Genomic DNA, 19,973 nt, shown 5'->3' on the forward strand with positions numbered 1-19,973 from the left:
GAAACGCTTATGACACTCAACGAAGAGTCGTCGACGACTCGAACCGCAACCGCTCCGACTGCCATCTCCAACCTCGCGCCCGACACGGGGCGTCCCCTAAGCGGCCGTGACAAAATCCGCTTCGGCGTGGGTTTCGCGCTGTTCTCCCTTATCTGGATGACCGCCGGAACCTCCGGCTCGGCCGTACTGCTGCCCCAGCGCTTCACCGAACTCGGCATCGGCGTGCCTGAGGTGATCCTCGGCACTATGAACTCCGTGGGCTGCGTGTTCGCGCTCGTGGCCAATGTCGTGTTCGGCGCGCTCTCGGACATCACGCGCTCGCGTTTCGGCAAGCGCACGCCATGGATCGTCGCCGGCGGCGTCGTCACCGCGGCCGGTTATGTGCTCGCCTCGCAAAGCGTGGGCCTGTTCGGCATCGTGGCCGGCTGGTCCGTCGTGCAGGTGGGCGTGAACATGATGATCGCCCCGGCCGTGGCCGTGCTCTCCGACCGCATTCCCGAGAACACTCGCGGCACGTTCTCCGCGTTCTACGGTGGCGCGCAGATCGTCGGCCAGTCTGCGGGCACCTTCCTGGGAGCGCAGTTCATCGAGAAGATGGGGCAGGGCTTCATGATCGGCGTCGCGCTGTTTGCCATCACCGGCGTCGTGACCGTGTTGGTCTGGCCGCGCGAACGTTCGTCGAAGACCGTCGCCGCCGGAGAGACGGCCGCCAAGCTGGACGCCAAAGCCATCCTCAAGTCGTTCGTGCCGCCCACGAAGAACTGCCGCGACTTCTACCTCGCGCTGGTCGGACGCCTGATGCTCATCCTCGGCTGGTCGATGATTCAGGGCTACCAGCTGTACATCCTGCAGAAGTACTGCGGGCAGACAACCGAAGACTCGGCCGCCACGATTTCCACGATGTCGGTCGTCTCCATGATCGTGCTCATCATCACCTCCGTGGTCTCCGGGCCGATTTCCGACCTGCTGCACCGCCGCAAGATCATCGTGGCCATCGGCTCGGTGATCATCGCGGTCGGCATCGCCATCCCATGGTTCATGCCCACCGGTTTCGGCATGATTCTGTTCGCCGGTGTGGGCGGTTTCGGATACGGCATCTACATCGCCGTCGACCAGGCGCTCAACGTCGACGTGCTGCCCAGCCAGGAGGAGGCCGGCAAGGACCTCGGCATCCTGAACCTCGCCAATACGGTCGGCCAGGTGCTCGCCCCGGTGATCGTCGGCGCGATCGTCGTGGCCACCGGCAGCTATGCGACCCTGTTCCCGATCGCCCTCGTCAGTGTGCTGCTCGGCGCCGTGGTGATCATGTTCATCCGCAAGGTGCGTTAAGTCAACGCGCGCGGGCCCATGGCTGATGGCGAGCGTCACAGCCATGGGCTTTGCCATATGCGTGCGATTCGAGGTGTGTCATCGGTTGCATATGATTCAATCGGCACTACAGTAGCTATCGGGATTCCAATGCCTCCCCGCGTTTTCCGACACGCACGCCGCAGTGCGTCCGACGAAAGGTAATCGCCATCATGGCCCCAATCGCACATGTCGAACGATACAGGATGTTCGAGCTCAATCTCACCGGAACCTCAGCGGGCAACCCGTACGCGGACGTGACGATTCAGGCGATGTTCACCAGCCAATCCACCGGCGAGACCGTCACAGTGAACGGCTTCTACCGCGGACAAGGGCGGTATTCCATCCGATTCATGCCGACCGAGGAAGGCGTGTGGACGTACGAGACGCGAAGCGACGCCCCCTCCATGGAAGAGCGGAAGGGCGAAATCGTCGTGGAACCTGCCGGCGAGGGCAATCACGGACGCGTGCTGAGAGCCTGCGACGTGGCCAAAGGCGCGTTGCGCGAGGCGTACGGCGCGCAATTGCCGTACTGCTTCTCCTACGAGGACGGCACGCCATACCAACCCTATGGCACGACATGCTACGCATGGACGAATCAGCCATCCGATGTGCAGGATCGTACCGTGGCCACGCTTGCCAAAGCGCCGTTCAACAAGATCCGCATGTGCGTGTTCCCCAAATATTATGACTTCAATACCACGGATCCCGAAATGTTCGCCTACGAGGGGTCCATGGCCGAGGGCTTCGACCACACCCGCTTCAATGAGCCGTTCTTCGAGAATCTCGACCGTCGTATCGAGCAGCTCGACGAGCTCGGCATCGAAGCGGACATCATTCTGCTGCATCCGTACGATAAGCCGGAATGGGTCTTCAGCGCGATGGGCGCGGAGGCGGACGGATTCTATCTGAGCTATATGGCCCGTCGATACGCGGCCTATAAGAACGTATGGTGGTCGCTGGCCAACGAATACGACATTCTGCTGCCGCAGAAACCCTTGGAGGACTGGCGTCGGTACGCCCGCATCGTGATGGCGAACGATCCCTTCAACCACCTGCGTTCCGTGCATAACTGCACGAGGATGTACGACTACAACGAAACGTGGTGCACCCACTGCTCGATCCAGCGCATCGACGTGACCCGCACCACCGAATGCATCGCAGACTGGCGGCGGGAATTCGGCAAGCCGGTCGTGTGCGACGAGCCCGGCTATGAGGGCAACATCTACTGGGGCTGGGGCAACCTGACCGGCGAGGAATTGATCCGCCGATTCTGGGAAGGGGTGATGCGACGCGGCTACGTGACCCATGGCGAGACGTTCATCGACCAAGGCGAGCAGGTGTGGTGGGCGCACGGCGGCGAATTGCATGGCGACGCTCCCGCACGTATCGCCTTCATGCGTGACGTGTTCGCGGATCTGCCGCTTGACGCCGCCCCTCTGGACGCCGACATGCCGTCTGAATTCGCATGGTCCACGCTTCTGCCGTCAGGAGAGAGGGTTCCTCATACGCCGCAGGGGGAGAAGGCGGGGCCGTATTGGGACGTGCCGGTGCTGCGCAGCAGCGATGACTACCAACTCGTGTATTTCGGCTGGTACCGCCCCGCCTACCGTGAGTTCTCGTTACCGGAAGGGAATCGGTACGCCGTGGATGTGATCGACACCTGGGGTATGACGATCGAGACGCTTCCCGGCACCTATGAGGGTTCGGTCCGCGTCGATTTGGGGCGTCAGTATATGGCTGTGCGCATCCGCAAAGCCTAGTCTGTCCGGTTTCGCGGGGCCACGGCACCGCGAAACCGTCAGCGATAGCCTTCCCACAGGGGTAGGGGGAAGAGCACGTTCTCGCATTCGGCCCACATGGCGTTCAGGTCCTGGCCGGGGGTGCGCAGCCATCGCAGCTGTATGCCATCCATCATGGCGAACCCGGCCTGCAGCATGCGTTCGGCATCCACGCCCTGGGGCACATGCCAGCGGATGTTGAGCGCCATATCGACGGTGTCGCGTTCGCGCGCCTCGAAATAGTCGTGGGCCGGGTGCGCCGGGTCGAGCGCTTCGGCGCTCAGGGTCGAGAACATATGCACCAGCTGCGGGCGCTCGGCGTTGATGGCCACGGTCCTGCGCCACAATTCGGCGATCAGCGGACGTTCCTCGCGCACCATGGACGAGGTGAGATCCACGGTTTCACGGTCGTACATCTCGCCGAGCACCAGATCGAGCAGTCCTTCTTTGGATCCGACGTGGTGGAGCACTCCGGCCTTGGTGAGTCCCACTTCGTTGGCGATGCGCTGCAGTGAGGTGCCGTAATAGCCCAGTGTGCCGAACGAGACGACGGCCGCGTTGAGGATCGCGGTGCGGCGGTCGGTGTCGACGGTGTTCTCGAATGTCATGGCTCTCCCTTCGCCGTCCTTCGTTGACGACATCCTCCGGTCCACGATGGGGTAGGAGGAAAGATGGGATAACCATACGGTTGGTAGGTAGTAATTTCAATATTCATCGGCGTGTTGAATGCTATGAATTGATAAAGTACCTACCAACCGGTTGGTAATAAACAGTCGCCGATGACCGACCGCTGGCCGGAACAACGAAGTGCAAGACAGAAACGAGGAATCCATGAGCGAGAACACCATCCCGTCCGTCAACGACCTCACCCTGGAGGAGAAGGCCTCCCTCACCTCGGGTGGCGACGCCTGGCATCTGCAGGGAGTCGAAGACAAGGGCATTCCGGGCTATATGATCACCGACGGCCCCCACGGCCTGCGCAAGTCGCTCGCCGTCGAAACCGGTGCCACCGACCTGAACGATTCGGTGCCCGCAACCTGCTTCCCGCCCGCCGCCGGACTCGCCAGCTCGTGGAACCCCGAACTCATCCACCAGGTCGGCGAAGCCATGGCCGAGGAGTGCATCCAGGAGAAGGTGGCCGTGATCCTCGGCCCCGGCGTCAACATCAAGCGCAACCCGCTCGGCGGCCGCTGCTTCGAATACTGGTCGGAGGACCCGTACTTGGCCGGACACACCGCCGTCGGCATCGTCTCCGGCGTGCAGTCCAAGGGCGTGGGCACCTCGCTCAAGCATTTCGCCGTCAACAACCAGGAGACCGACCGTCTGCGCATCTCCGCCAACGTCTCCCAGCGTGCCCTGCGCGAAATCTACTTCCCGGCCTTCGAGCACATCGTCAAAACCGCCCAGCCATGGACCATCATGTGCGCCTACAACCAAATCAATGGCGTGCATGCCTCACAGAACCATTGGCTGCTCACCGAGGTGCTGCGCGACGAATGGGGCTTCGAAGGCATCGTGATGAGCGACTGGGGCGCGGCACACGACCGCGTGGCCTCGCTCAACGCCGGCCTCAACCTTGAGATGCCACCGAGCTTCACCGACGACACGATCGTCTACGCCGCCCGCGAAGGCCGCATCGCTCCCGAGCAGCTCGACCGGATGGCCCAGGGCATGGTCGATCTGGCGAACAAGTCCCGCGCCGCCATGAGCATCGACGGCTACCGCTTCGATGTGGACGCCCACCACGAGGTTGCCCGCCAGGCCGCCATCGAATCCATGGTGCTGCTCAAGAACGATGATGCCATCCTGCCGCTGAACCCGGCCGCGAGCATCGCCGTGATCGGCGAATTCGCCCGCACCCCGCGCTACCAGGGCGGCGGCTCCTCGCACATCACCCCCACCAAGATGACCAGCTTCCTCGACACCCTCGCCGAGCGCGGCGTCTCCGCGAGCTTCGCCCCCGGCTTCGCGCTCGACCTGAGCGAGCAGGACCCCGCGCTGACAAGCGAAGCCGTCGAAACCGCCAAGGGCGCCGACGCGGTGCTGATGTTCCTGGGCCTGCCCGAAGCCGCCGAATCCGAAGGCTTCGACCGCGAAACCCTCGACATCCCCGCCAAGCAGGTCGCACTGCTCGAAGCCGTCGCCGCGGAGAACCCGAACGTGGTCGTCGTGCTCTCCAACGGCTCCGTCGTCACCGTGCATCCCTGGGCGGGCAACGCCAAGGGCATTCTCGAGGCTTGGCTGCTCGGCCAGGCCGGTGGCGGCGCGCTCGCCGACGTGATCTTCGGCGAGGTGAGCCCCTCCGGCAAGCTCGCGCAGAGCGTGCCGATGGACATCAACGACGACCCGAGCATGCTCAACTGGCCGGGTGAGGAAGGCCACGTCGACTACGGCGAGGGCGTGTTCGTCGGCTACCGCTACTACGACACCTACGGCAAGGCCGTCGACTACCCGTTCGGATTCGGCCTGAGCTACGCGAGCTTCGAACTGACCGACGCGGTCGTGTCCAAAACCGGCGCCAACACCGCGTCGGTGAGCGTGAAGGTGACCAACACCTCCGATGTGGACGCCGCCGAAACCGTGCAGGTCTATGTGGCGCCCGGCAAGGCCGAGGTCGCCCGCCCCAAGCATGAGCTCAAGGGCTTCAAGAAGGTGTTCCTCAAGGCCGGCGAATCCACCACCGCGACCATCGACCTCGACGAGCGCGCCTTCGCCTACTGGTCCGAGCGCTTCAACGACTGGCATGTGGAATCCGGCGAATACACGGTCGAGGTCGGCACCTCCAGCCGCGACATCGCCGCCACCGGCGTGGTCACGCTCGACGGCGACGGCAAGGCGCTGCCGCTGAACGAGTGGTCCACCTTCGGCGAATGGCGCACCGACCCGGTCGGCGCCCCGATCGTCGAGGCCATGCAGGCCAAGGGCGAAGCCGGCGAGCTGGTGAAGCTGCCCGACAACGACATGATGGCCATGTTCCTCAACTCCATGCCGATCAACAGCATGACCACCCTGCTCGGCGCGCCGGGCAAGGAGATCACCGCCTTCCTGCTCGACGAGTACGGCAAAGTGACGAAGTGATCGCTCGAACAAACGTCCTTCCCTAACTGTTAGGGGAGGGGAGTCGAAGCCGAGGAGGCCAGTCCGCGAATGAACCGGTGCGGACTAGTCTCCTCGGCTTCTTTGTGTGATACGCGACACGCCGATTGTTGTAGATGCAACTGTTGTATGTGCCACCTATTAAGGTGTGTGGAGCACACACCAAAAGGAGGTGCATACATGAATGACGATTGTGATCCGAACCGCATCCCGTTGGGGGTGGCGGTACGTTCGCTGAACAACATGATCGCGCGGTACGTCGCGGCCACCACAACGGAGGACCGATGCGAGGCCACCGGCGTCAACGCTGATATCATCGTCTTTTTGGTGCAACACCAGGACCGGGACATCTTCCCGCAGGATCTGGAACGGCGGTTCTGCACCACGCGCTCCACGGTATCCCGCGTGCTGGGACTGATGGAAAGCAAAGGATTGGTCGAACGCAGGCCGGTCGAACACGACGCCCGACTCAAGGCGATCGTGCTCACCGACAAGGCGAAGGCCATCGCCGAGTCGATGCGCCAACACGGGGATGCGATGGAGCGCACGCTCCTGCAGGGCATGGACGATGAGGAAGTGGCGGCGCTGCGGCGCAGTCTGCACACGATGCGGAACAATCTCCTGGCCACCGGCAAGGTCGGCAAGGACGACAAGGAATGTATGAACGACACGACAACGGAAGGAAAGAGCGAGGTATGACATCCACAACCGTGGACCGCGACGGCAACACCACGTCGCAAGCCCAGCAGCAGACCCCGCCGGCCAAGGTGCCGGTGGTGCGCACGCTGCTCAAATCACTACGCGAATATAAGAAGGCGAGTCTGCTCACCCCGGTGTTCGTCGCCGTCGAAGGCATTCTCGAAATCGTCATCCCCACCGTGATGGCGGAGCTTATCGACGAAGGCATCACCGGCGGTTCGATGCCCGTGGTCTGGAAGTTCGGCCTCATCCTGCTGTGCCTGGCGATGGTCTCCCTGGCATGCGGCTTCCTCTCCGGCAAGTACGCGGCCATCGCGTCCGCCGGCTTCGCGAAGAACCTGCGCCACGACCTGTTCGAGAAGGTGCAGGGCTTCAGCTTCACCAACATCGACCGCTTCTCCACCGGCTCCATCGTCACCCGATTGACCACGGACGTGACCAACCTGCAGAACGCCTACCAGATGATCGTCCGTCTGGGCGTGCGCGCCCCGATCATGGTGGTTATCGCTTGGCTGTTCTCCTTCCGCATCAGCCCGTCGATCTCGCTGGTGTTCCTCGCCTGCATCCCGATTCTGGGCATCGGTCTGATGGGACTGGCCGCGCTGGTGCATCCGGTGTTCGAGCGCGTCTTCCACACCTACGACGAGCTCAACAACACGGTGGACGAGAACCTGCAGGGCGTGCGCGTCGTCAAGTCCTTCAACCGTGAGGATCACGAGGTGAGCAAGTTCTCCCGCGTCTCCGAACGCATCTTCGTCGACTTCGTCAAGGCCGAGAAGATCATGAGCTTCAACATGCCGCTGCTGCAGTTCTGCATGTACGCCTCGCTGATCCTCATCGCATGGATCGGCGCGCAGCAGATCGTCGGCTCCGGCAACAACGCCGCCCTGGGACTGACCACCGGCGACCTGACCGCGCTGGTGACCTACGCCATGCAGATCATGATGAGCATGATGATGCTTTCGATGATTTTCGTGATGGTCATCATCTCGCGCGCCTCGTCCGAACGCATCTGTCAGGTGCTCGTCGAGCAGAGCACCGTCACCGACCCCGACCAGCCGGTCACCAAGGTCGCCGACGGCTCCATCGCCTTCGAAAACGTGAGCTTCCGCTACTCCGACAACGCGGAGAAGCCCGTGCTCGACCACATCGACCTGAAAATCGAATCCGGACAGACCATCGGCATCGTCGGCGGCACAGGCTCCGCCAAGTCGAGCCTTGTGCAGCTCATCCCGCGTCTGTACGACGTGACCGAAGGCTCGCTCAAGGTCGGCGGCCGCGACACCCGCGAATACGATCTGGAATCCCTGCGTGACGAGGTGGCCATGGTGCTGCAGAAGAACGTGCTGTTCTCCGGCACCATCGCCGAAAACCTGCGCTGGGGCAACCCGAACGCCACCGACGAGGAGCTGCGCCACGCCTGCCAGCTCGCCCAGGCCGACGGATTCATCCAGGAATTCCCCGACAAGTACGACACCTACATCGAACAGGGCGGCACCAACGTCTCCGGCGGCCAGCGCCAGCGTCTGTGCATTGCCCGCGCGCTGCTCAAGAAGCCGAAGATCCTCATCCTCGACGACTCCACCAGCGCGGTCGACACCAAAACGGACCAGCTCATCCGCGGCGCGTTCCATCACGAGATCCCGGACACCACGAAGATCATCATCGCCCAGCGAGTGGCCTCCGTGCAGGAATCCGACATGATCATCGTTATGGACAACGGCCGCGTGCTCGACAAGGGCACGCATGAGGAGCTGCTCGAATCCTGCGACGAATACCGCAGCATCTACGAATCGCAAACCAAGAACCAAGCCCAGCCCGACGAACTGGAAGGAGGCCAGGCATGAGCGCGCAGAACAAACCGCAGATGGCCAAGGCCGCGCCTGGCACCACCAAGCGCATCTTCGGCTACATCTTCAAATACAAATGGCAGGTCGCCCTCGTCGTCGTATGCATCCTGCTCTCCGCCGCGGCGCAGGCCGGCTCCTCGCTGTTCCTGCAGTCGCTGATCGACACCTACATTCTGCCGATGATCGGCGTGAGCGACCCCGACTGGGCGCCGCTGCTGCAGGCGCTCGTGTTCATGGGCTGCCTGTACGCGGTGGGCATCTTCAGCACCTGGTTGTACAACTGGATGCTCGTCGGCATCGAACAAGGCACCCTGAAGGACATCCGCGACGAGATGTTCGCCCACCAGCAGGAACTGCCGATCTGCTATTTCGACACCCACGAGCACGGCGACGTGATGAGCCACTACACCAACGACACCGATACGTTGCGTCAGGCCATCAGCCAGTCGTTCCCGCAGATGTTCTCATCGGCCATCACCGCGCTCGCCGCGCTGATCTCCATGCTGTGGCTGTCCGTGCCGTTCACCGTGTTCGTGCTTGTGTTCACCGTGCTGCTCATCGTTGTGGTGCGCGGCATCGTGAGCCGCTCCGGCCGCTACTTCGTGCGCCAGCAGCATGAGCTCGGCGACGTGAACGCCTTCGTGGAGGAATCCGTCAACGGCCAGAAGGTCATCAAGGTCTTCAACCACGAGGACGCCACGCAGCGCGACTTCGACGAGCGCAACGAACGCCTGTTCCACGCCAGCTCCGAAGCCAACATCTACGGCAACATCACCATGCCGGTGGTGGGCAACATGGGTTACATCCTCTACGTGCTGCTCGCCATCGTGGGCGGATCCGTCGCGCTGTCGGGCATCGGCAACTTCGGCCTGTCCGGCGCCGGCCCGCTCACACTCGGCACGCTGATCTCGCTGCTCACCCTCTCGCGCTCCTTCGTCAACCCGATTGGCCAGGTCTCCATGCAGTTCAACATGGTGATGATGGCCCTCGCCGGCGCGTCGCGTATCTTCGCGCTGATGGACGAGCCTGTCGAGGACGACGGCGGCACCGTGACCCTGGTGAACGTCGAACTCGACGAGGACGGCCGCACCATGCGTGAGGTCGACCACGTGACCGGCAACTGGGCGTGGAAGCGCGAGGAAGGCGACGACGGCACGCGCTCGCTGGCCGCCGCCCACCTGCTCAGCCCCAAGGCCGCCGAAGTGGCGACCAAGGCCCGCGAGCAGGCCGTCACCTCGCCGGACGGGCGTCTGACCCTGCTGCGCGGCGATGTGCGCTTCACCGACGTGACCTTCGGTTACACCGAAGACAAGCCCGTGCTGCACAATATCACCTGGTTCGCCAAGCCGGGCCAGAAAATCGCGCTTGTGGGCGCGACCGGCGCCGGCAAGACCACGGTGACCAACCTCATCAACCGCTTCTACGATGTGCAGGAAGGGCAGATCCTTTACGACGGCATCTCCGTCAAGGGCATCCGCAAGCCGGACCTGCGCCGCTCGCTCGGCATCGTGCTGCAGGACGTGAACCTGTTCACCGGCACCGTGATGGACAATATTCGTTACGGCAAGCTCGACGCCACTGATGAGGAATGCATCGCCGCGGCGAAGCTGACGAATGCCGACGGATTCATCCGCATGCTGCCCAACGGCTACCACACCGTGCTCGAAGGCGACGGATCCGGCCTTTCCCAGGGGCAGCGCCAGCTGATCTCCATCGCACGCGCCGCCGTGGCCGATCCGCCCGCGCTGATCCTCGACGAGGCGACATCATCCATCGATACGCGCACCGAGGAGGTCGTGCAGGCCGGCATGGACGCGCTGATGAAGGGCCGCACCGTGTTCGTCATCGCGCACCGCCTGTCCACCGTACGCAACTCCGACGTAATCATGGTGCTCGACCACGGCCGCATCATCGAGCGCGGCTCGCACGACGAGCTCATCGCGTTGAAGGGCGAGTACTACCAGCTCTACACCGGCGCGGTCGAGCTGGAGTAGGACAAAAGCTCGGAAGCATCCGACAAGCAACCCCTCACGGTGGAATTTGAGTCGTCGACTCCTTTTCCACCTTGAGGGGTTTCTTTTTATGTAGGCCCAGCGAGATAACGAGGTTCTTTGGTTTGATGTGTTTTCCTAGCGTGACTGGATGGACGCTTAATGGCAGACAGAGTTGTGCAATGTTGCTCGGAAACACGCCCATACATACCGTTGGGCTCCTGATAGCCTAACTGTTATGACACAGTCTTCTGCTCCTGCCGGTGCCGCTGCCGAGCCGAACTACAACCGCACGATGATCGCGTGTTTCGTGGGCTACATCACTCAGGCGGTGATCAACAACTACATGCCGCTATTGTTCGTCACCTTCGCGGCGACGCTGGGCATCGATATGGCGCGCCTGTCCGCGCTGATCACGGTGAATTTCGTCACGCAGCTGGTGGTGGATGTGTTGGCCGGGCGGTTTGTGGATAGGATCGGCTACAAACCCTGCATTATTGCGGCTCACGTGTCGGCCGCCGCGGGACTTCTGGTACTGGGACTGGTGCCAACGCGTGTATCTGACCCATATTGGGCCATTTTGGTGGCAATTTTGTTGTATGCCTTGGGTGGCGGACTAATCGAAGTGATGGTCTCGCCGATTGTGGAGGCCTGCCCCTCCGAGCACAAAGCCAAGGCGATGAGTCTGTTGCATTCGTTCTACTGCTGGGGTCAACTGGGCACTGTGGTGATCTCCACGCTGTTTTTGTGGGCGTTCGGTATGGGAACGTGGCCGGTGCTGGCTTGCCTGTGGGCGATTGTGCCGCTGGTCGGCATTGTGATGTTCTGGAGCGCGCCGATGCCGCGCGTCGTGCCCGAAGGTGTGGCGACGATGCGGCTGCGCGATTTGGCGGCCAAGCCGGTGTTCTATCTGCTGTTCGTGATGATGCTGTGCGCGGGCGCGGCCGAACAAGGCATGAGCCAGTGGGCGAGCACCTTTGCGGAGACCGGTTTGGGCGTGACCAAAGTGGTGGGCGATCTCGCCGGTCCTGCCGCGTTCGCGTTGATGATGGGTCTGTCTCGCACCATCTACGGCATGATGGGGCACAAGCTCAACCTCCGGGCGTTCATCGCCGGCAGTTCGATGCTGTGCGTGGCTACCTACCTGACCGCGGCGTTGACGACCTCGCCGGTGTTGGGGTTGGTAGCCTGCGCGTTGACCGGATTCTCGGTCGGCATCATGTGGCCCGGCACCTTCTCGTTAGGCGCGGATGCGATGCCCGGCGGCGGAACGCTGATGTTCGCACTGTTCGCGGTGGCCGGCGACCTGGGATGCGCCGGAGGGCCGGCCGTGGTGGGATTCATCGCCGCAGCCAACGGCAATAATCTCAAGGCCGGATTACTGTTCGGCTCGATTTTCGCTGTGATTCTGCTGGTGTGCGTCCTCATCGTGCGGCGCGTCGATGTTGTTGCTCCGTCTTCTCGTGGCTGAATTATGAAGTGTGTTTCTCGCGCATGCGGAGAGGAATAAAGTAACGGCTCGAATGTCACCTCAAGGTGTCAATCGGCCGTTACAAGTCCTAATCTTATCCAAGGGCTGTATCCTTATCCCGCCTGCCCCACATAGGTAACATCCTCGAGAACGGTGCAGGTTGCGTGGGATTCGCGCTCATAGCGTATCGTAAGCATTGAGGTCCCTCGCCATCCCCAATCCGCATGTACACTGGAGATTGGTAAATAATTTACTAGTTTTGACGAAAGAGTGTTCATGGCCACCATCAAGGACATCGCGCGGCATACCGGATTCTCTCAGGCGACGGTGTCGCGTCTGCTCAACGGCGATCCGACGCTGTCGGTCAAAGATGAGACCAAGCGCGCGATCATCCAGGCCAGCGAGGAGCTCGGTTATACGATGCAGGCCAAGCGCATCGTGCTGCCGCGCGAAGTGGCCGTGCTGAACAACGTCGATTCCGACGAGGAGCTGCAGGACGCCTACTTCGACGCGCTACGCGAAGTGCTGGAGACGAACGCGCGCGACCAGCATATGAACCTCACCTTCGTCGACGGCATCGACCATCTCGTGACCGACGCGAAGCGCTTCGACGGCTTCCTCTCCATCGGACCCGTGGCCTTGAACGGCGACGAGCTGCGCCGCCTGCACCGCGTGCTGCCCTACGGCGTGTTCATCGACATCAATCCGGCCCCCAACCTGTTCGATTCCGTGCAGCCCGACCTGTCCCAAACCGTGCTGGACGCGTTGGATGCCTGTCTGGCCGCGGATAAGCGTTCCGTCGCCTTCATCGGAGGTTTGGGGCGTGTGATGGGCATGCATGAGTATCCGGAGGATGTGCGCACGCTGGCCTACCGCAACTGGACTGAACGTCTGGGAGTGCCCGCGGATGGGCTGATTTACGCCGATGGTCCGTTCACCGTGGACAACGGCCGTAGGCAGGGCGAGCGGCTGATCCGTGACCATGCCGACACCCTGCCCGATGCGGTGATTGTCGCGGCCGACACGATTGCGGTGGGCGTGCTGCAGGCTTTCACTGCGGCCGGGCTGCTGGTGCCGCGCGACATCAGCGTCATCAGCATCAACAACCAGCAGATCGCCCGATACACGTCGCCCACGCTGAGCTCCTATGACATCGACCAAGGCGAACTGGCGCGAACCGCGATCTTCATGCTGGCCGAAGCGATCTCCAACAAACGCCGCACCCGCCAGCACACCTATATCTCCACCGAACTGGTCGTCAGGGACAGTTTCACGCCGGCGCAGGGCGCATAAGTCGCGCGCCGGCGTCGCCGTCAATTAGATGAGCGTGAGCTTCAGATCCAATTCGAGCGACCGGTCGGCGGGGACCTGATAGCGCGCATGGACCGGCGCACCCCAGGAATCGTCGCCGCCGACGCCCATTTGCGCCGCGAGCAGCCGCAGGAACATATGCCGCGGCTGCGGCAATTCGTCCTGATGCGTGGCCTCCTCCAGCATCATCGTGCTGTAGGGGAGCAGGCTGGCGCAGAACTGCTCCGATCCGGCCCTTTCGACCCGCATGCCGTGTCCCTCGTCGTCCGTGATCTGCGCCCAGCGGACGCCTTCATGATTGCCGGTCTCCTGCGGAACCAGATACGGAGCGCAATCCTTGAACGCGTCGGTGCTGTGGATGCCCAGCTTCGCGCCGTCACGCCGGTCGGCATAGGTCTCTTCGGGGCCGAGCCCGTAGAACCGCAGATTCGCATACCGCACGGGCAGCATCCATTCCAAGCCGAAAGCCGGCAAGGTGGGCGCGCCAGGCTCTCCCGGATACCGCACGTTCAAACGCAGTCCGCCATCGACGAGCGTCTGATAACGCACGCTGACCCGCGTGCGCTGCGGCGTGGCCAATTCGTAGACGTAAGTGGCGGTCACGCCGTCGCCGTCGCGCTCGAAACGTGAATCCACCACGCGGGCGTATCGGCCGGCCGCAAACCATTGCGCGCGGTCGAAGCCGCTGGACGCTCCGCGGTCGTTGTCGGTCAGAGGTCGCCAACACAGCAGATTCGGCCGACGGATCATCATCTCACGTCCGTCGCGACGCCAAGAGACCACGCCGCCCTGCGTATGCGACAGCAACGTCTCGCAATCGCCGTCCCGCACGCCGACGTTCCAACGGCCCATGGTGACCGTCGTCGTCGCAGCGCTCGCCGATGCGCCGTTATCCGCAATGACATCGTTCGCAGCCACGGTATCGTCGGCGGGCTCGACATCGTCGACGGAGGTGCGCCGTACAGTGACGGTATGCTGGCCGAACGCCAGTTCGTAGCCTTCCGGTGCCCAGAGGGTCGCCGAACCCAGATGCTGCGTGACTTCATAGGTCAGCTCGATTTCGTCGATTTCGTCGGCCGCGTTGGAAAGCCCATCGAACACGACGTCGGGGGAGGGGAAGTCGATGGGGAATCTGCGGTTTTCGCCGGCGGGCACGTCGAAGCGCAGTTCGCGGCTCCACACGGGCTCGCCGTCGACCAACAGCCGTGCGGTGAAACGGCTGCTGGCGGTGGAGACGAACAGATTGCCGTTCTCGACCGTCACCGACTCGCCGTCGGGGGTCAGCCGGACGTTCGCATACTGGTGTTTGACTTCCTGCAGTTTGGGCGAGGGCGTGCGGTCGGCGAACAGCAGTCCGTCGCCGGCGAACTCGTAGTCGCACGGACGCTCGTCGAAATCGCCGCCATAGGCGAGGCGTTCCGTGCCGTCCGGCAACCGCTGCCACAACGCCTGGTCCACGAAATCCCAGATGAATCCGCCCTGATAGTGCGGGTAGCGTTCCAACGCCGTGTACTCGTGCAGATTGCCTACGGAATTGCCCATCGCATGCGCGTATTCGCAGGAGATGTACGGCTTGTCCGGATTCTCGGTCAGGTAGCGTTCGATCTCGTCCGGTTTGGCGTACATGCGGCTTTCGATGTCGGTGACGTCGTCGTAGTCGCGATTCCACGTCACGCCCTCGTAATGCACTGGACGGGAGGGATCCAGCCGATGCGCGTGGTCGCTCATCGCGCGGAACACGTCGCCCGCGTAGGATTCGTTGCCCAACGACCAGATCAGCACCGAGGGATGGTTGCGGTCGCGGCGGATCATGCTGTTGACCCGATCCAAACATGCGGCCCGCCATTGGGGGTCGCTGCCCGGCACGCTGGTGTCGGCGACCACCACGTCGCCGGGGCTGGACCAGGTGCCATGCGTTTCGATGTTGGCCTCGTCGATCACATAAAGGCCGTATTCGTCGCACAATTCGTACCAGCGCGTCTGGTTGGGATAGTGGGAGGTGCGCACCGCGTTGATGTTGTTGCGTTTCATCAGGGTGATGTCGGCGATCATGCTCTCCTCGGTGAGCGCGCGGCCATGGCGGGCGTCGAATTCGTGGCGGTTGACGCCTTTGAAGACGATGCGTTTGCCGTTGAGCGTCATCACGCCGTCCTCGATGGCGAAGCGGCGGAATCCGACGCGCTGCTGGGCGGTTTCGATGAGACCGCCGTGGTCGTCCAGTATGCGCAACTGCACGGTATACAGATTCGGTTCCTCCGCGCTCCACGGATGGATGCCCGGAATGCGTGCGTGGAATGTATGCGTGCTCGTTGCGGGGTGTTCGTCGGTGGAGGCGGATGCTGTGTCGGAAGTGACGTGGATGGCTGTCACGTCCGTTGCAGCGGCGCATGATTGGGCGGATTGCCAGACGATCGTACCGTTCGGATCGCGTACGATGGCGGCGATGGTGTCGGCATCGCGTGTGTTGCGGATGTCGGCCTGCACGCCCAGTTCGGCGACGGCGTCGTTCGTGTCGTAATCCGTGGACAGCCGCAGGTCCTCCACATGCACATGGGGGTGAACGGCGAGCTCCACGTCGCGGAAGATGCCGTGCAATCGCCAGAAATCCTGGTCTTCGAGCCAGCTGGCGCTGCTGAATTCATAGCAGGCGACGGCCAGCGTGTTGACGTCGTCGCGCAGCAGGTCGGTCACGTCGAATTCGCTGGGGGTGAAGGAGTCCTCCGCATAGCCGACGAAATCGCCGTTAAGCCATACCATGATCGCCGTGGACGCGCCGTGGAAGGTGATGGTGACGCGCTCCTCTCCGGCGGTGTCACGAGTGGACAGCGCGTGGAGCGCACGCGGGGCGAGGGTGAATTCACGGCGGTACAGCGCCACATGGTTGCGTTGCGGAATGTTCGGGGCGACCGGGTCGTCGTGCCCATCCCAAGGATATTGCTGATTGACGTATTGGGGTGTCAGCAAACCTTCGGTCTCCAATGTCGAGGGCACCGTGATGCGCGTGTGGGCGGCGTCGTCGAAATCCGGCATGGCGAATGCGGGTGTGGCCTCGGCATCGAGGTCCAGGGCGTCCGCTTGGTCGATACGTACCGTCCACACGCCGTTGAGGCTTTGGATCAGGTTGGAGGGTACGCGTCCATCGTCAGCGACGTCGGTGTCGATGGCGGTATACGTGTGGCTGGTGTGCGCAGGCAGGCGATTGACCGCGAAGACGGTCGGATCGGTGATCCAGCGGGACTGGGAAGAGTGAAGTGAGGACATGGTTCCTGCTTTCGAGATACATCACGACGTTGTTCTGCACAAGAGAAGTAAATCTCTTTACATATACAAGTAAATCATATTATTCATCATGGTGAAGCCTTGCGTGTCGAATGATGTGTCTTATTGTCGGATGTCGTTGAGATGTGTGGTCCTTTGGTTGTCGGGAAGAGGGGAGGGCGTGTCGGTGGCATCTTGCTTGATGAGGTTATCTGTTTGTTGGGGGAGGAGGTATTTGGTGGGGAGCAAAGACTGTGTCGCGTTGTTGTCTCGTCCATGTGTGCGGGTCGCGACACGCTGGTAGTAATTATTTTCAGTAATGAATTTTACTAAAAATAAGTAATGACATATACTATCTTCTGAGATCAACGGATGATCTTTTCCATCTCTTAAGGAGAACAAGCAATGAGCGATCACCAAGAACAGTCGTCCGTCCCGGCATCGACGCGGGGCAATCTCGGACGGCGCGTCGCCTACGCATTCGGCAACCTCGGCCAGGCCGCGTTCTATAACGCGCTCAGCACCTACTTCGTGGTCTACGTGACCAGCGTGCTGTTCGTCAACGTCGACAAAGGCACCGCCACCAAACTCATCGGCCTCATCACCGGACTGATCGTGGTGATCCGTATCGCGGAGATCTTCCTCGATCCGTTGCTGGGCAACATCATCGACAACACCACCACACGATTCGGCCGCTTCAGGCCATGGCAGTTCATCGGAGGCCTCGTCTCCGCCGTGCTGCTGGTCATGGTCTACACCGGCCTGTTCGGTCTGGTCAACGTGAACCAGACCTGGTTCATCGTGCTGTTCGTCATCGTGTTCATCGTGCTCGACGTGTTCTACTCGATGCGCGACATCTCCTACTGGGGCATGATCCCCGCCATCGCGTCGGATTCCAACGAACGCAGCGTCTACACCGCGCTCGGCACCTTCACCGGCTCCATCGGATACAACGGCATCACCGTCGTGGTCGTACCCATCGTCTCGTACTTCAGCTTCAAATTCACCGGCTCGCATACGGAAAGCCAAAGCGGCTGGACCGCCTTCGCCATCATCACCGCGCTGCTTGGCGTGCTCACCGCATGGACCGTCGCGTTCGGCACCAAAGAGAACGAAAGCGCGCTGCGATCCAAAGCGCAGAAGAACGGCAACCCGTTGCAGGCCTTCGCCGCCCTAGCGAAGAACGACCAGTTGCTGTGGGTCGCGCTGTCCTACCTGCTGTACGCCGTGGCGAACGTCGCCACCAACGGCGTGATGTTCTACCTGTTCAAATTCGTGCTCGGTATGCCCGACTCGTTCTCGATCGCCGGCGTCATCCCCGTGATCACCGGTCTGATCATGGCCCCCGCCTTCCCCGTGCTCAATCGGTGGATTCCACGCCGCTTCCTCTTCATCGTCGGCATGGCGCTGATGATCGCGGGCTACCTACTGTTCAGCGTCGCCGCCACCAGCCTGCCGGTGGTCATCATCGCGCTCATCCTGTTCTACCTGCCGGCCACGTTCATCCAGATGACCGCCATCCTGTGCCTGACCGACTCCATCGAATACGGACAGCTGAAAACCGGCCGCCGCAACGAGGCCGTGACCCTGTCGGTGCGTCCGATGCTCGACAAGATCGCCGGCGCGCTGTCCAACGGCATCGTCGGATTCATCGCCGTGGCCGCCGGCATGACCGGGACCGCCACCGCAGCCGACATGACCGCGTCCAACATCAGCACGTTCAAAACCTTCGCGTTCTACGTGCCGCTCGCCTTCATCGTGCTGAGCCTGCTGGTGTTCCTCTTCACCGTGAAGATCGACGAGAAGATGCACGCGCAGATCGTCACCGAACTCGAAGAGAAGCTGGGCACCGAAAGCATCGAAGCCGACGAATAGTCCGCGACCGGGATGTCGTCTGTCCTCTCGAATCCGGAGAGCGAGCCGACGAGTCTGACCACCTTGCCGATGTGGGGAAGTCCATATCTCGGTGAACCAGTGGTTTGCGAGATTTCAATCGTGTCCTCACTGCGCGGAACCCAGATGCCCGAGCGTCGCTGGATTCGGCGTGTTATATTGGAAATGCTAATTCTCAGTAAAGACGGACTCGATAGCCGTCTTGAATGCTAAGCAGAATTCTGCAGGGGCGGATTTCCGCCCCGTTTTTCTTTTCCTGTTTTTGAGCGATAATAGATGCAATTATTTGTTGAACGAAGGGGCTCAAATGACGAATCGTCGTTATCGTATTGGAATTGACGTCGGTCTGGGGTTAAGTGACAAAATGTGGGTCTTATTCGGGCGTGTTGGTGTTGGTCATGATCGTCCGGCCCATCCTTTTCTGATGCCGAACCCGCTTTCGTAGGCGTCGACGCCGGTCGTGGGCAGCTGCACCGCGGTCTCGGTCCCGGGCGCGGGCCCGTCCGGCTCCTCCCGCCTCGTTCGTTTCGCCCGCCAGCATTCCGGCGTGACGAACGATTCGGGGTCGGGGTCCCGGCTCTTCATGTACACCACCCATTCGCAGCAGCGCCTCATGTGCTCACCGGTCAGGCCGCGGTGCGCGTCGAGCACGCGTTTGACGTCGGCGTTGACGCCGCCCTCGATCCGGTTCGTGGTGGACGGCACCGGACCGCCGGCCACGAGGTCCGGATCGCAGAACGCGAACAGCTCGCCCCTCCGGTTGAGACGGACGAGGCGGAAGTACGCGCGGCGCAGCCGCTCGTGCGTCCACCACCACCTCCTGCCCGCCCTCGCCCTGGGATCGGACGGATCCGACGACGCCATGGTCCGCTGCCTGATGAACGCGCCGTGATCGTTGTGCCACCGGTTCAGCCCGGCCAGCCATACGGCGGCCCCGCCGGCGTCCCCCACCTTGGCGAGCCGTCCGGCCAGGGCGAGCAGCTCCCTGCCGGCCGGGGTCCCGGGCCTGCCGGTCAGGTCCCTCCTCGTGTTCCTGACCACGTGCACCAGACTGTCTTTTGTCAAGTTCGTGTCGGCTGGATGGTCGTGTTGTTTTCCGCAGGATGTGCAGCGGGTTTTCCGCAGGATGATCGTCCTGTGGGTTCGCCCGCTGCCTTGGTTTGTTTTGGTTATTTGGTCATGAGGGCGTTGCGGCTGCGGTAGCTTTCGCCCTTGAAGCGGATGAGCCTGCCGTGGTGGACGGTGCGGTCCACGACCGCGGCGGCCATGTTCGGGT

At 62.2% G+C, this 19,973-nt stretch carries 13 protein-coding genes; 9 read left to right on the forward strand and 4 right to left on the reverse strand.

Features of this window, described 5'->3' with window-relative positions:
* The first annotated feature begins 9 nt into the window (after nt 1-9).
* Complete coding sequence (locus tag AC1AV0_RS07275; RefSeq protein WP_072725905.1) at nt 10-1,329, forward strand: MFS transporter; 1,320 nt, start codon at nt 10-12, stop codon at nt 1,327-1,329.
* Nucleotides 1,330-1,520: 191 nt separating this feature from the next.
* A complete protein-coding gene (locus AC1AV0_RS07280; RefSeq protein ID WP_072725907.1) occupies nt 1,521-3,110 on the forward strand; it encodes a DUF5605 domain-containing protein in 1,590 nt (529 codons plus the stop codon).
* A gap of 38 nt (nt 3,111-3,148) precedes the next feature.
* Here AC1AV0_RS07280 and AC1AV0_RS07285 read toward each other — a convergent pair whose 3' ends face one another.
* Complete coding sequence (locus AC1AV0_RS07285) at nt 3,149-3,736, reverse strand: TetR/AcrR family transcriptional regulator (RefSeq protein ID WP_072725910.1); 588 nt, start codon at nt 3,734-3,736, stop codon at nt 3,149-3,151.
* Nucleotides 3,737-3,959: 223 nt separating this feature from the next.
* On the opposite strand from AC1AV0_RS07285, the gene AC1AV0_RS07290 reads away from it, so the two are divergent.
* From AC1AV0_RS07290 to AC1AV0_RS07315, 6 genes are all read left to right on the forward strand, one after another.
* Nucleotides 3,960-6,206, forward strand: a complete 2,247-nt coding sequence (locus AC1AV0_RS07290; RefSeq protein WP_072725913.1) for an exo-alpha-(1->6)-L-arabinopyranosidase — start codon at nt 3,960-3,962, stop codon at nt 6,204-6,206.
* Nucleotides 6,207-6,404: 198 nt separating this feature from the next.
* On the forward strand, nt 6,405-6,923 hold the full coding sequence (locus tag AC1AV0_RS07295) for a MarR family winged helix-turn-helix transcriptional regulator (RefSeq protein ID WP_072725916.1): 519 nt from the start codon (nt 6,405-6,407) through the stop codon (nt 6,921-6,923).
* Nucleotides 6,920-8,770: an ABC transporter ATP-binding protein gene (locus tag AC1AV0_RS07300; RefSeq protein WP_072725919.1), complete on the forward strand. Its 1,851-nt coding sequence runs from the start codon at nt 6,920-6,922 to the stop codon at nt 8,768-8,770. Before AC1AV0_RS07295 ends, AC1AV0_RS07300 begins: the two co-directional genes overlap by 4 nt.
* On the forward strand, nt 8,767-10,767 hold the full coding sequence (locus tag AC1AV0_RS07305) for an ABC transporter ATP-binding protein (protein ID WP_476572579.1): 2,001 nt from the start codon (nt 8,767-8,769) through the stop codon (nt 10,765-10,767). Before AC1AV0_RS07300 ends, AC1AV0_RS07305 begins: the two co-directional genes overlap by 4 nt.
* A gap of 235 nt (nt 10,768-11,002) precedes the next feature.
* The gene (locus AC1AV0_RS07310) at nt 11,003-12,235 is read left to right on the forward strand and encodes an MFS transporter (protein ID WP_072725923.1); all 1,233 of its coding nucleotides are present in this window, start codon (nt 11,003-11,005) and stop codon (nt 12,233-12,235) included.
* Nucleotides 12,236-12,511: 276 nt separating this feature from the next.
* Nucleotides 12,512-13,528 (forward strand): LacI family DNA-binding transcriptional regulator, encoded by a 1,017-nt coding sequence (locus AC1AV0_RS07315; protein WP_072725925.1) that lies wholly within the window; start codon nt 12,512-12,514, stop codon nt 13,526-13,528.
* Between the two features lie 24 nt (nt 13,529-13,552).
* On the opposite strand, the gene lacZ is transcribed toward AC1AV0_RS07315, so the two are convergent.
* The gene (gene lacZ, locus AC1AV0_RS07320) at nt 13,553-16,807 is read right to left on the reverse strand and encodes a beta-galactosidase, LacZ type (RefSeq protein ID WP_072725928.1); all 3,255 of its coding nucleotides are present in this window, start codon (nt 16,805-16,807) and stop codon (nt 13,553-13,555) included.
* A 402-nt stretch (nt 16,808-17,209) separates the two neighbouring features.
* On the opposite strand from lacZ, the gene AC1AV0_RS07325 reads away from it, so the two are divergent.
* Nucleotides 17,210-18,679 (forward strand): glycoside-pentoside-hexuronide (GPH):cation symporter, encoded by a 1,470-nt coding sequence (locus AC1AV0_RS07325; RefSeq protein WP_072725930.1) that lies wholly within the window; start codon nt 17,210-17,212, stop codon nt 18,677-18,679.
* 414 nt (nt 18,680-19,093) lie between these two features.
* Here AC1AV0_RS07325 and AC1AV0_RS07330 read toward each other — a convergent pair whose 3' ends face one another.
* Nucleotides 19,094-19,738, reverse strand: a complete 645-nt coding sequence (locus AC1AV0_RS07330; protein ID WP_193057476.1) for a hypothetical protein — start codon at nt 19,736-19,738, stop codon at nt 19,094-19,096.
* Between the two features lie 128 nt (nt 19,739-19,866).
* Nucleotides 19,867-19,973, reverse strand: a 107-nt coding sequence (locus AC1AV0_RS07335) for an ATP-binding protein (protein WP_476572599.1), incomplete at its 5' end; no start/stop codon positions are given.

Source organism: Bifidobacterium sp. LH_558 (assembly GCF_056356295.1).